The following is a 13,690-nucleotide window of genomic DNA, read 5'->3' as shown; positions in this document are numbered from 1 at the left end:
ACAAGACTATTATAGTAGCGATAGATATTCCAAGAAAGTGAATGAAGTCCCCCCCCCATGAAATATCGGGTGAGCCAGGAAAACCTGTCGGTCGCATAGCCGGTATTATTAATTATCGTGCCAATGAAAAATGGGGAACAAGGAATGTCCGATTTGGCTTTATCGAATTTATCGACGATTTGGAAATATCGGCCGCCTTACTGAACGCAGTGGAACAGTGGGGCAAAGAGCGTGGCATGGATTGCATTCAAGGACCGATGGGTATTTTTGATTTTGACAAGGAAGGCATGCTGGTGGAAGATTTTGACAAGTTGGGGTCGATGATAACAATTTACAACTACCCCTATTATCCCAAGCACATGGAAGCTCTCGGCTATGAGAAAGAAGTGGACTGGGTGCAGGTAGCGATTGAAATCCCTCCGGAAATTCCTCCCAAGTACGTCCGTGTGTCAAAACAGGCGAAAGAAATGTTCGGGCTGCATGTCAAGAAATTGACTAATTCCGATATATCAAAGCGTGGATATGGTAAGAAAGTATTCAACTTGCTGAATACGGCCTATGCTCCTCTCTTTGGTTATACGGAATTATCTGATAAACAGATTGATTTATATATCAAACGGTATTTACCTCTGATAGATAAACAGTTGTTGCCCGTCATAGAAAATGAGGAAGGCGAAGTGATAGGAGCCGCGATAACCATGGGTAGTCTTTCGCATGCCCTGCAAAAGGCGAAAGGGAAATTATTCCCCTTTGGATGGTTTCATTTGCTCCGGGCTTTGACGTGGAAAAGGGAAGATACAGCCGAACTGCTCTTGATTGCAGTACGCCCGGACTATCAAGGATTGGGCGCAAATGCGCTGTTTTTCGAGGATCTTATACCTATCTATAATAAATGCCACTTTAAAAGAGCCGAGACAGGGCCACAGCTGGAGGACAATGTGAAGGAATTGTCTCAGTGGAAACCGCTGAACCCTACTTTTATCAAAAGAAGGCGATGTTATAAGAAAAAATTATAAATAAAAACGAGAGTATGGAAAGAAAAGTAGTGATAACAGGTATGGGAATATGGTCGTGCCTGGGAAAGACACTTGAAGAAGTACGTGATTCCCTATATAGCGGGAAGAGTGGTATTGTCTTCAGTCAGGAACGTAAGGAAGCCGGATTCCGTTCCGCCTTATGTGCTCATGTGGAACACCCTGACCTAAAACCGTTCGTTCCGCGCAATTTGCGGCAATTCATGCCCGAAGAGGCACAATATGCCTATATGGCTACCCGTTCGGCTCTTGAGAATGCCAAGCTGGACCAGGACTGCATCGATAAGCGCGAGGTTGGTATTATCTACGGCAACGACTCTGTAGCCGAAGCTACCATGCATGCGCTTGACAAGTTCCGCGAGTTCAAGGATACATCCGCTTGTGGCAGTGGTTCTATCTTTCAGTCGATGAACTCTACTGTAACAATGAACCTTGCCTGTTTATTTAAGTTGCGCGGTATCAATCTGACCGCTTCGGCAGCCTGTGCTTCAGGTTCCCAAGCCATAGGATTGGCGTATCTTCTCATACGCAACGGATTGCAGGATTGTATTATTTGTGGCGGAGCCCAGGAAGCCAACTTATACAGTGTCGCTTCGTTCGATGGCATCCAATCGTTTTCCATACGCGAAAATGAACCGGCCAAAGCGAGCCGCCCGTTCGATCGTGACCGTGACGGCCTGGTGCCCGGAGGCGGTGCCGCTACCCTGATCGTCGAAAGTTATGAACATGCCGTAAAACGGGGTGCTCCCATACTTGCCGAAATCGTAAGCTGGGGATTTTCTGGCAATGGCGACCATATCTCCACGCCAAACGTAGCAGGTCCCGCCCGTTCTTTGGAATTATGCCTGAAGAATGGCGGTATAGATACGCGCCAAATAGGTTATATCAACGCTCATGCCACTTCAACACGTATTGGCGACGGTAGGGAAGCATTGGCTATCGACCGGATGTTTGGCGACTATAAAGTGCCTGTGACATCCACCAAAAGCCAAACCGGACACGAGATGTGGATGGCCGGAGCCAGTGAACTCATCTATTCAATATTGATGATGAAAAATGATTTTATCGCAGGGAATATCAACTTTGAGAATCCCGACGAGGAAACGGCCTGTCTTAATATCGTTCCGGAAACCCGGGGAGCACATTTCGATATGTTCCTTTCCAATTCGTTCGGATTCGGTGGAACAAACTCAACTCTTATTGTAAAGAATTTATAGTAAAAACAAACTAAAAAAAGAATGATTATGACACGTGAAGAAATTATAGCAAAAGTAAATGCCGTATTAGCAGAAGAATTTGAAGTCGAATTAGACGCTTTTACCCCTGATGCAGATATAAAGGATACACTTTCCCTGGATAGTCTCAGTCTTGTGGACCTTGTGGCTATCATCCAATATACTTACAAGATAAAGGTTCCTGCATCGGATTTGCCTAAGATCAAAACATTTAACGACCTCTATGACTATATAGAGTCACATCTTCCGGTAGAATGAAGTATGAAGAAATAAAGGACCTCATTCTGCAACGCGACCCGATCATAATGGTCGACAAGCTGATAGAGGTGGATGGCGATGTGGCCGTAACCGGTCTCACCGTCAGAGCAGACAACTACTTCATCGATGAGGACGGACTACTGGCTGAACCTGGGCTTATAGAGCATATAGCCCAGTCAGCCTCGGCCTTCGCAGGATATCGGGCGATACGTGCAGGGGCTGCAACTCCTCCTGTGGGCTACATCGGTGAAGTGAAAAAATTCCATTGCTACTGCCGTCCGCAGCCAGGTGACGAGTTGCGGACCACTATCACGATGGGAGCGGAATTGGCCGGTGTGACGATCATAACCGGTGAGACCCGCGTCCTCGATGATATAGTAGCTGATACACAAATGAAGATATTCATTAAGCCTGACGATTGAATAAATTTATCCTCTATGCTGCTTGAAAACAAATATTATAAGATAATTAATACGAAAGTTGATGGATTGAGTGCTGTTTACCGCATTGTCCTCTTGCCCGATTGCGATGTCTATCGCGGCCATTTTCCCGGTAATCCTGTATGTCCGGGTGTCTGCAACATAGAGACGATCAAGGAATGTGCCATATTGCTGGCAGGTAGGAAATTGCAGATTAGTACCATCAAACAATGTCGTCTGACTGCCGTTGCTTCACCGGCTCTTTGTCCCGAAGTGGATGTAACCGTCAGCCTTTTGTCTACGGACAGGGGATTCACTGTCACGGCAAAAATAGCGGATGCGGAAAGAACGTATATGGAATATAAGGGAGATATGATTGTATGACAGAACTATGTATAAAGATTTATCACTTTTTCCGTAACCATCGTGCAGTCTTTTGGCTGTCGATGATTGCCCTATATGCCTTCTTTGGATATTTTGCCTCGCAAATATATCTGGAAGAGGACATAAATAAACTGATGCCATCCTCGAAAAACGAGGATGGTACTACAAAATTAGCTTTTGCCAACCTGCGCATTAAGGACAAGACTTTCCTGCTTTTTGAGGGTAGAGCCGGGGCTTCTGTGGAGCATATAGCCGAAACGTGCGATGCTTTCATCGATTCGCTGAAATCCTGGAATGCTGCAATGGACTCTACACAGCAGGTGATAGGGGATGTCTTTTATAAATTGCCCGATGACCTGATGTTGGATGTGATTGATTACCTGGGCGCCCATCTTCCGGCTTATATCGATACCTGTATTTATAATCGTCTGGACACACTGCTGACCTACCAGCATATGAGCCGGCAGATGCAAGCCAATCACGATGATTTGCTGAGCCCTGTCGGAACCATGTTCCCGGAACTGATACAGATGGACCCAGTGGGATTGCGTAACGTGCTTATGGAACAGCTGAAACCGTTGGCAGATGGTGCTGGTGGCGGCAGTTATAAGACCCTTAACGGACATTTCTTCGTTCGGGACTCCACCGTGTGCGTGGCGTTCATCACGCCTATGTATTCTGCCACCAATACGGGACAGGGCTCGGCTTTGTTCAAGAAACTGAATGAGCAGATAGAACAGTTCTCCGTATCTGCCCCCGATGTGAAAATCTGCTATCATGGCACTCCTGCCAGTGGATTCTATAATTCATGGCGGATAAAGTCTGACTTAAAGGAAACCATTATCGGCTCATTGATACTGGTCCTTCTTTTTATTTTCATCTGCTTCCGCAATTACGACACAATACCGCTATTGTTGCTGCCGGTAGTCTTCGGAACCCTTTTCGGGCTTGCTGCCATGTATTTCATCAAAGGGCAGTTCTCGCTGCTGGCACTCGGTATCGGGGCGGTTGTATTGGGAGTGGCACTCAGTTATGTGTTGCACATCATGACACATTATAAGTATGTGAGCGATCCCGAACAGGTATTGCGTGACCAAGTCAAGCCCGTTTGCCTGGGATGCCTTACTACCATCGGCTCTTTCATGGGACTTATCTTTATTCAGACGGAACTGTTGCAGGACTTCGGACTGTTTGCTGCTTTTGCTATTGTGGGCACTACGGCTTTCAGCCTTATCTATTTGCCGCAATTTCTTAATCCGGAGAAAAATAAGGTCAATCATCGCGTGTTCGCAATCGTAGACCGTATCAATTGCTACCCGTTCGACCGCAAAAAGCCGTTGTTGTTTATTATCCTTGCCGCAGTGGTGGTTTGCATAGGCTTTTACCTTGTCGGAGGTACCCGCTTTGATGCGGATATGCACAATTTGGGCTATAGGGCCGAAAGCATATCCTATTCGGAGAATTTACTCCGTACCAAGACACATACCGGTGACAAGCAAAAGTATTTTGCCAGTTCGGGAGCAACGATGGAAGAGGCCATTGAAAACTTCTCGAATATGGCAAGCAAGTTAGATTCGTTACAGGATGCCGGACTGGTGAAGGGCTATACGCATACCGATCAAATCTTTGTACCCTTACAGGTACAACAGCAACGAATCGATGCCTGGAAAAACTTCTGGACGGAAGAGCGTTTGCAACAGGTACGCAGCCTTATCGGCCAGACGGCTCCACAAGCCAGCCTTCGCCCCGAAGCGTTCGATTCTTTCTTCGACTTTGCCACTGCCGACTACAAACCGGATGCCCTCTATAAGGCCGGCATTATCCCGAAAGGCTATCAGTCCACGTTGATGGAGCAATCCTATAATGGCGAGTATCTCTGTTTTACTTCTGTCAGATGCAAGAACGACTCTATACGCAGTAAGGAAAGCGATTACAACCGTATCTGTGATGCAGTGGTTTCTTCGCCCGACTTGCTTGTGCTCGACACTTATTATTATACCACGGATACATTGATCCAGCTGAATGAAGACTTCAATGTGCTGCAATGGATTTCAATGCTGTTTGTCCTCATTGTGCTGTTTTTCAGTTTCCGTTTCAACGTCAAGCATACCTTGCTCGGCTTTATGCCTATCCTGTTAAGCTGGTTGATCGTGTTAGGTTCGATGGTGATTTTCGGTGTACGGTTCAATCTGATCAATATCATCATATCGACGTTTATTTTCGGTATAGGTGTCGACTATAGCATCTTCGTCATGAACGGGCTTATCGGAGGCGAGAAGAACGCACGCTTGTTGGGCTATCATAAAACGGCCATATTCTTCAGTGCGATGATCTTGATTGTAACCGTGAGCTCCATGCTGTTTGCCGAGCATCCCGCTATCAAATCCGTAGGTTTTTCCACCCTTGTAGGCTTGATTGCTGCGGTGGTGATCTCTTATGTGGTGCAACCTGCCGTTTTCAGAATGATCAATAAAAGTAAGAAATGAAATACGAGGTAGTCATCATAGGTAGCGGACTCGGCGGATTGGAATGTGCACACATCCTTTCGCGTGCCGGTATGAGCGTCCTTCTCCTGGAGAGGGGAACGCAAGCCGGCGGGTGCCTCCAGAGCTACAAACGGCACGGGTTGGCTTTCGATACGGGATTTCACTATGTGGGAGGACTGGATGAAGGACAATCGCTGCACGCCGCCTTCAAGCGTTTGGGGTTATTGCGCCTTCCGTGGCAACGCCTGGATGCAGACTTCGACCGGGTGACAATCGGAGACCGCACCTTTGCCTTCACGCAAGGGTACGACAGGTTTGTAGATACACTGGCCGCCGATTTTCCCGCCGAACGTGATGCCTTGAACCGCTACGCGGATATGCTGAAACAGGTTGACCGGTCGCAATTTGAGGCTCTGAATCCTCTGAGCAAGGAGACCTCGTCTCTCTCCGCTCTTTTTGAGACAAGCGCTTATCGGTATCTGACGGAAACGTTCCGTGATCCGTTGCTGATAAATGTACTCAGCGGTACCTCGTTGAAGATGGAGCTGCGGCGCGAATCGCTTCCGTTGTTTACATTCGCTCACGGCAACAGCAGTTTCATTGAAAGCAGCTGGCGGCTGAAAGGTGACGGTTCGCTGATAGTCAATTCGCTGGCGGAAGATATCCGCAGCCATGGCGGTGAGATTATCTGCAATGCCGAGGTACAGGAGTTAGTGGAGAAAGACGGGAAACTGCTGTATGCGGTATGTTCGAACGGAGAAAGCTACGAAGGTGATCTCTTTATCAGCGATATACACCCTGCTGCCACTTACCGGCTGGTGAAACGGAGCGGCAGGATGAAAAGCATATACCGCAAGCGCATGGAACATATGGAGAATACCTTCGGTATGTTTACCGTATCGCTCCGTATCAAACCTGGGACTCTCAAATATTTCAACTGGAACCAATATGTCTATAAACAGCCCGATGTATGGACCTTCTACCAGGAAGACGGTCCTGTAAAAGGGATATTGGTCAGTTGCCGGATGCCCGAAGACGGCAGTGAGTATGTGCAACAGGTCGATTTGCTCACTCCGATGACCTGGAACAGGTGCGAATCGTGGAACCTGACAACAGTCGGTCAGCGAGGCGACAGCTACAAAGCCATGAAAGAACGTATGGCCGGCGAGTGTATCGCATTAGCCGAACGGTTCATTCCCGGCCTTGGCGATAAGGCTGTCGGACACTATACCAGCACCCCGCTTACCTATCGCGATTACACCTGTACTCCCGAAGGCTCGGCCTATGGTCTGCGCAAGGATTTCAGGGATCCGCTAATGACTCTGCTTTCACCACGCACGCCCATTCCGAACTTGCTCCTTACGGGACAGAACCTTATGTTGCATGGGCTGCATGGTGTGACAATGACAACGCTCTTCACCTGTGCAGAAGTGCTGGGGAAGGAATATATATGGAATATAGTAAAAAACTAAAAGGAAATAAAACGATGAAGTATGCATTAGTTACAGGAGGAAGTCGCGGTATCGGCCGTGCTGTCTGTGTGAAACTGGCCCAAATGGGCTATCACATCATTATCAACTATGCGAGCAACGCCGCAGAGGCCGGAAAGACACTCGAACTGGTACGGCAAGCCGGCCAGGACGGCGAAATGCTGAAGTTTGATGTGAGCGACCGCAGGCAAACCCTCTTTGCTATCGAAACGTGGGAAAAGGCACATCCGGAAGAATATATCGAAGTGCTGGTGAACAATGCCGGTATCCGTCGCGATGATGTGCTGGCATTTATGCCGGAGGAAGATTGGAACCGTGTGCTCGACATCACTCTCGGAGGGTTCTACAATGTCACGCAATCCCTGCTGCAACCGATGCTGGTCCACAAGTTCGGCCGTATCATCAATATGGCAAGCGTGAGCGGCATGAAAGGGATGCCCGGACAGACCAACTATTCCACTGCAAAAGGAGGTATCATAGCCGCCACAAAAGCGCTGGCCCAGGAAGTGGCACGTAAGAATATAACCGTTAATGCTGTCGCTCCCGGATTTATTAAGACAGATATGGTAGAGGGGCTCGATGAGGATACGTTGAAGAAGACGATTCCCGCCAACCGCTTCGGCACTCCCGAGGAGGTAGCCGAGCTGGTGGGCTTTCTGGCTTCGCCTGCCGCAGGTTATATCACCGGCAGTGTGATTTCAATCAATGGAGGACTTTATACCTGATTGCGTATGAGAAAATTAATGATTCTGTTCTTTACTGCTCTCTTCGCGTGTGCTTCGCTGTTTGCACAGAAAGCGGAGATTCAGCAAGCGGTGGAACGATACAAAAATATGAATACGTTGACTGCTGCCGTCACCTGGACCAGGCATAATGCCGCCGTCACCCAGGACGTTGTCACCCAGGGCCATTTCTATTTCAAGAAACCCGGCAGAATGTGCATGACGTTCAATGATGGAAAAGATATGTTGCTGATGGACGGTAGCACTTTTGCCATGGTCACGGATGGCAAAAAGAGTGTTGCCAAAGGTGAAGGAAGCAATCAGTTCGAATCTCTCCTGGCTGTGTTCAAGAGCCTTGTTTCGGGTGGGGATGCCGATGTGGACCTTTCCGAATTGGCTGATGTGGATATAACGAAGCGTGACAATATTTGTACGCTGACTATTATTCCGCTTGTTCCGGATGAGAAAGCAAAGCGCAAGCAGATGTTCACGTCGTTTGTGCTGACACTCGACCTCAAGCTTTCCGAACTCAAAAGCCTGCGCATGAACGGAAGGGGAGGAAATTATGAGCAATACGACTTCTCCGGCTATGTGTTCGACGGTGCGGTCAGTGACAGTGTCTTTAATCCCCGGTCTTTATGAAAGAGATAAGAGAACTGGAGGATATCTGCCGCATACAGGTGAAGTTTAGTGAGATAGACTCGATGCGGAGAGTATGGCATGGCTCATACGTTACTTATTTTGAGGATGGGCGCGAGTCATTCGGCCGCCGCTACCCCGGCATCGGTTATGCCGATATGCAGCGTTCCGGCATTTACGCCCCCCTCTACGACATTCATATAAAATATTATGCACCGCTTGCCATCAATGACGTGGCAATCGTACATACACATTACGTTTACCAACTTGGTGCGCGGCTTGACTACCGCTATGAGGTGTACCGTGAGAGTGATAACAAATTGTGTGCCGTGGGAAACACCACGCAGCTGTTTATCGACCCTCAGGGGCAACTGATGGTGGACAAGCCCGATTACTATCAGGCATGGCAAGACAGGTTTCTACATTTATCGGAAACCTGAATACTGATGAAAAATAGGAGGATAGGAAATAGTTATGAGGAATAAGATTGTTTTTTTGCTGGTATCCTTGTTCATCGTATGGACAGCCAATGGACAAAATATAACCATAAAAGGGATTGTGACCGATTCGATCACAGGTGAAGGGCTGCCTTATGCCTCCCTTCTGTTGAAAGGGACGACAACAGGTACGGCCACCGACGGTGAGGGGCATTTCTCTTTCTCTGTTCCGAATGGAGCCGGGATTCTGCAAGTATCATACTTGGGGTACGACACCAAAGAAGTGAAAATTACTTCGGGAAAGACACACGACTTGAAAATACAGTTGGCCCCGAGTGGAATCGCTTTGAGCGAAGTGACCATTAAGCCGAAGAGGGAAAAATACAGCAAGAAAGAAAATCCGGCTGTCGAGTTTGTGAGGCAAGTCATTGCTTTACGGAAAAGCAATGATCCCCGCAATCATGACTATTTCCGGTACGACCAGTATGGGAAGATGGTTTTCGCAATGAATGAATATGAACCGAAACCTAAGAAAAACGGTAAGACCGGTAAATTCGATTTTCTGGTTGACTTTGTGGATACGCTTGATGCCGGGATAACCATTCTTCCGGTTTCGGAGAGGGAGAAGGTCGAAACGGTTTACTACCGTAAGAACCCGAAATCGGAAAAACGTGTAGTGAAGGGAAGCCAGTCGTCCGGTGTGGATGAGATTTTCTCGCGCGACGGTATCCAGCAGCTCCTGAATGAAGTTTTCCGTGAAGTCGATATTTTCCAGAATGATATTCCTTTGTTTCTGCAACGGTTCGTGAGTCCGCTTTCCACAATCGGACCGAACTATTATAAGTATTATTTGCTGGATACGTTAAATGTAAATGGGCAGGAATGTGTGGATTTGGGCTTTGTGCCCTTCAATTCGGAGACATTCGGTTTTACCGGACATCTGTATGTGACGCTCGATTCCACCTTTTTTGTGGAGAAAGTAATCCTGAATGTCCCGAAAGATATCAACCTGAATTTCGTTTCCCGGATGACAATCGAACAGACATTCAAGCGGGCGGCTGACAGTACCCGCATCATTACGAAAGACGATATCCAGGTGAATTTCAAATTGAATGAAAAATCGAAGGGAATGTATGCCCGGCGTTTGAATATCTACAGTAACCACACCTTTGATGAGCCTGATGTGGAACAGAGCCAGATATTCAGTGAAAGCGCACCTGTCATCACGCTCAAAAATGCCTACCGGCAGCCGTCCGATTTTTGGGTGAGCAGCCGTCCGGAAGAAGCTGTCAAAAAGAATCCGAATTCGGTCGGGCAGCTGATGGCCAGGTTGCGCTCCGTTCCGATTTTCTATGTAACGGAAAAAGCGATTTCGATCCTTGTGTCGGGCTATGTCCCAACGGACAAGGACCCGCTGAAAAACAAGTTCGAGTTCGGACCGATGAATACGACCATCAGTGGTAACTCCATCGAAGGGGCCCGTCTACGTGTGGGAGGTGCGACGACACCGGCGTTCAATAAAAATCTGTTTTTTGATGGTTACGTGGCGTATGGAACGAGGGATAGAAAGCTGAAATATGATGGTCTTGTGGAATATTCGTTCAATGACCGTAAGGAATACCGTAAAGAATTTCCGGTACATTCCATCCGTCTGGAATATATGTACGATATCAACAAGTTGGGGCAGCAATACATGTACACCAATAAAGATAACGTCCTTCTGTCGATAAGGCGTAAAAAAGATACGCGAGCCACCTATCTGCGGCGGGGCGAGTTGACTTATTATCGTGAACATTACAACGGCATCGGCTATGGAGCCGTTCTCCGTGGATACCGTGAATATGCAACCGAATATGCCCCGTTCTTCCGTATGGGCCCGGAAGGTAATATTTCTACCCGCAACCATTACGATATGGCAGAGCTGGAACTCAAATTCCGGTACGGAAAGAATGAGAAGTTTTATCAGACGCGTAACGATCGTATTCCGATTACCTATGATGCTTTGATCTTTAACGTCAACCATACTATGAGCGCGAAGAACTTTTTAGGTTCGTCGTACGACTATCTCCGTACTGATGTCGGTGTCCAGAAACGTTTCTGGTTCTCCGCTTTCGGGTATGTCGACCTGATTACCAAAGCTGGAAAGGTATGGAGCAAGGTTCCCTATCCGTTGCTGATTTTGCCTAATGCGAACCTGACATATACCATTCAGCCGGAATCCTATACGAATATGAATGCAATGGAGTTTATCAACGATGAATATATGTCTTGGGATTTGACTTATTATATGAACGGAAATCTTTTGAACCGTCTGCCTCTTATCAAGAAGCTGAAATGGAGGGAAGTCTTTTGCTTCCGTGGCCTGTGGGGGCATTTGACAGACAAGAACAATCCGGCCAATGGAGGAAACGGCTTGTATCTTTTCCCCGCCGGTTCTTATACGATGGGCAAGGCTCCCTATATGGAAGCCAGTGTCGGTATTGAAAATATCTTTAAGTTTCTCCGTATCGACTATGCCTGGCGTCTGAACTACCTCGACCATCCGAACATCCAGACGAGGGGCGTGCGTTGCACGATGCGGTTGTCGTTCTAATTTCATCCGGTTCCGGTATTTTCAAGGATTTGCGTATTTGAAAAGTGAGTTGTATCTTTGAATTGTATTCTAATTATATATGACATTGACTTCCTCTCAAATACAATTTATACAAGAACATGCAGCCGACGATTTGACGCGCTTGTTACTTTCCGCATCCAAATATCCGGAGATAGATATGCCTTTTGTGGTAGATCAGATTGCAGCCCGGAGGCAAATCCGGGAAAAACTGCCGTCGTGGTATGGGAACGCGCAATTGGTTTTTCCGGCCAAGATAGCTGCGGAACAGTGTTCTTCCGAACAGACAGCGGCTTATAAACAGCGTTTGGCGGATGAAGACTGGACGATGTGCGATCTGACAGGCGGGTTGGGTATCGACAGCTATTTCTTTTCTCGTAAGGTGAATCACCTGACCTATATCGAGCGTTTTCCTGCTTATTGCGAAGCGGCGCGGCATAATTTCTCCGTATTGGGAGCCGATAATATTACAGTTGTAAATGCGGATACCACACATTATATTGATAAACTGCCTGTGGTTGACGCTTTCTATATCGATCCGGCCCGGCGGGGAGAAAGCAATAAGCGGGTATTTGCTTTGCAGGACTGTGAGCCGGATCTCCCCGGATTATTGCCGGATTTATTGAAACGCTCTCCCCGTGTCATTGCGAAACTCTCCCCGATGGCGGATATACAAATGACGTTGGACCTGTTGCCAGGGACAACGGCAGTACATGTTCTTTCGGTCAGGAACGAATGCAAGGAACTGCTTTTTGTGGTGGAACGGGAGGTCGAAGATACCATCCCGGTTATCCATTGCGTTAACTTTGCCCCGGATGGAACGGAATCATCTTTCTCTTTTACATTGGAGGAGGAACGCTGCGCCGGATTGCAGCCGACCGGTCAGGTTTTCGGATATTTATACGAACCTAATGCCTCTGTTCTGAAAGCAGGCGCTTTCAAGCAGATTGCCCTTCGGATGGAGGTGAAGAAATTACATATCAGCAGCCATCTGTACACTTCGGAACAGTTGGTCGCTGATTTTCCCGGCCGCATATTCCGTGTAGACGAAGTCTTCCCTTTTACTGGCAAACTCTGTAAAAACCTTTCCAAACTCATCCCGCAAGCCAATATAACCGTGCGCAACTTCCCCCTTTCCGTAGAAGAATTGCGCAAACGCACAAAAATCACCGACGGCGGTTCCATCTATCTGTTTGCAACAACGTTGGCAAATGGGGAGAAGATTTTAGTACGTGGAACACGATTGTTTGGCTCTGATTTAAGGAACTAAAGAATATAAATCAAAGAAAAGCAAAGTTGTTCTGTCCGTCGTATTTGTTTTATCTTCCTGCCGGATATATTCGAAACCATTCTTTAAGTAGAAAGGGACAGCTCCTTGGAGTGCATCGACAGTTATGAAGCTACATCCGGTTCGGTTTTCAGTAATAAACATCTTCTTAATGAAGTTCAGGATATCAGATCCTAAATGGTCATGTTGGTATTTCTGATTTACAGCCAATCTGCCTATTTTTACAGCAGGATAATCACCTCTGTGCTTTGAATGGGGAAAGCGTTTTTTGATTTTCCGCCATGTAGCCTTGTCACTTTCCGGAATAGCTATTTTATCGTTGGCTACACTAAAGTAAGCTACAGTATCATTCTCTGAAATAATGAGGTAAGTTATAGCAAGAAGCCGTTGCTTATAGTATAAGGCATCTTCTGTTAGAAAATTATCAAGGTCGGTATCTCCACAATGAAAAGGTCTTGATTGATAATTTTCCGTCAATTTGATAATACGGAAATTTTGGTTCATATATTAAAATTTAAACGTTAGCATCTTTTGTATTCGTTCGAAACCTGCATTCATCTCTTCGATTTCTTTAGGGGATGCTTTCTTATGTTTTTCCATTTTTGCAATGAAGTTAACCGCGTCATCTCCTTTAAGAATCGGGGTCTGTTTAATTTGTCTGGCCATAATTTAGATGTTTATTTGGTT

The 13,690-nt window shown here is 47.0% G+C and carries 14 protein-coding genes; 12 read left to right on the top strand and 2 right to left on the bottom strand.

Annotated elements, in window-relative coordinates; genetic code table 11:
• The first annotated feature begins 41 nt into the window (after window positions 1-41).
• From DWU89_RS17305 to DWU89_RS17250, 12 genes are all read left to right on the top strand, one after another.
• On the top strand, window positions 42-1,016 hold the full coding sequence (locus DWU89_RS17305; protein WP_244205938.1) for a GNAT family protein: 975 nt from the start codon (window positions 42-44) through the stop codon (window positions 1,014-1,016).
• Between the two features lie 14 nt (window positions 1,017-1,030).
• Window positions 1,031-2,251, top strand: a complete 1,221-nt coding sequence (locus tag DWU89_RS17300) for a beta-ketoacyl-[acyl-carrier-protein] synthase family protein (RefSeq protein WP_115500885.1) — start codon at window positions 1,031-1,033, stop codon at window positions 2,249-2,251.
• Between the two features lie 27 nt (window positions 2,252-2,278).
• Complete coding sequence (locus DWU89_RS17295; protein WP_115500888.1) at window positions 2,279-2,527, top strand: acyl carrier protein; 249 nt, start codon at window positions 2,279-2,281, stop codon at window positions 2,525-2,527.
• The gene (locus DWU89_RS17290; protein ID WP_115500884.1) at window positions 2,524-2,949 is read left to right on the top strand and encodes a beta-hydroxyacyl-ACP dehydratase; all 426 of its coding nucleotides are present in this window, start codon (window positions 2,524-2,526) and stop codon (window positions 2,947-2,949) included. Before DWU89_RS17295 ends, DWU89_RS17290 begins: the two co-directional genes overlap by 4 nt.
• A 15-nt stretch (window positions 2,950-2,964) precedes the next feature.
• Window positions 2,965-3,330, top strand: a complete 366-nt coding sequence (locus DWU89_RS17285) for a beta-hydroxyacyl-ACP dehydratase (protein WP_115500883.1) — start codon at window positions 2,965-2,967, stop codon at window positions 3,328-3,330.
• Window positions 3,327-5,816: an MMPL family transporter gene (locus DWU89_RS17280; protein ID WP_115500882.1), complete on the top strand. Its 2,490-nt coding sequence runs from the start codon at window positions 3,327-3,329 to the stop codon at window positions 5,814-5,816. The genes DWU89_RS17285 and DWU89_RS17280 overlap by 4 nt, the downstream gene beginning before the upstream one ends.
• Window positions 5,813-7,288, top strand: a complete 1,476-nt coding sequence (locus DWU89_RS17275; protein ID WP_115500881.1) for a phytoene desaturase family protein — start codon at window positions 5,813-5,815, stop codon at window positions 7,286-7,288. Before DWU89_RS17280 ends, DWU89_RS17275 begins: the two co-directional genes overlap by 4 nt.
• A 14-nt stretch (window positions 7,289-7,302) precedes the next feature.
• Window positions 7,303-8,031 carry a 3-oxoacyl-ACP reductase FabG gene (gene fabG / locus DWU89_RS17270; RefSeq protein ID WP_115500887.1) on the top strand — a complete coding sequence of 243 codons (729 nt, stop codon included), beginning with the start codon at window positions 7,303-7,305 and terminating at the stop codon, window positions 8,029-8,031.
• Between the two features lie 6 nt (window positions 8,032-8,037).
• Complete coding sequence (locus tag DWU89_RS17265; protein ID WP_115500880.1) at window positions 8,038-8,670, top strand: LolA family protein; 633 nt, start codon at window positions 8,038-8,040, stop codon at window positions 8,668-8,670.
• Window positions 8,667-9,107, top strand: coding sequence for an acyl-CoA thioesterase (locus DWU89_RS17260; protein ID WP_115500879.1), 441 nt, complete (start codon window positions 8,667-8,669; stop codon window positions 9,105-9,107). The genes DWU89_RS17265 and DWU89_RS17260 overlap by 4 nt, the downstream gene beginning before the upstream one ends.
• Before the next feature lie 34 nt (window positions 9,108-9,141).
• Window positions 9,142-11,697, top strand: coding sequence for a DUF5686 family protein (locus tag DWU89_RS17255; RefSeq protein ID WP_115500878.1), 2,556 nt, complete (start codon window positions 9,142-9,144; stop codon window positions 11,695-11,697).
• Between the two features lie 79 nt (window positions 11,698-11,776).
• On the top strand, window positions 11,777-12,985 hold the full coding sequence (locus tag DWU89_RS17250) for a class I SAM-dependent methyltransferase (RefSeq protein ID WP_115500877.1): 1,209 nt from the start codon (window positions 11,777-11,779) through the stop codon (window positions 12,983-12,985).
• On the opposite strand, the gene DWU89_RS17245 is transcribed toward DWU89_RS17250, so the two are convergent.
• Both DWU89_RS17245 and DWU89_RS20675 read right to left on the bottom strand, forming a co-directional pair.
• Window positions 12,974-13,507: a GNAT family N-acetyltransferase gene (locus tag DWU89_RS17245; RefSeq protein WP_115500876.1), complete on the bottom strand. Its 534-nt coding sequence runs from the start codon at window positions 13,505-13,507 to the stop codon at window positions 12,974-12,976. The genes DWU89_RS17250 and DWU89_RS17245 overlap by 12 nt on opposite strands.
• Before the next feature lie 3 nt (window positions 13,508-13,510).
• Complete coding sequence (locus DWU89_RS20675) at window positions 13,511-13,669, bottom strand: hypothetical protein (protein WP_158543402.1); 159 nt, start codon at window positions 13,667-13,669, stop codon at window positions 13,511-13,513.
• Between the last annotated feature and the right edge of the window lie 21 nt (window positions 13,670-13,690).

Origin of the sequence: Parabacteroides acidifaciens (genome assembly GCF_003363715.1) — a bacterium.
Classification (GTDB): Bacteria; Bacteroidota; Bacteroidia; order Bacteroidales; family Tannerellaceae; genus Parabacteroides; species Parabacteroides acidifaciens.
This window is presented reverse-complemented; position numbering and strand designations above follow the sequence as displayed.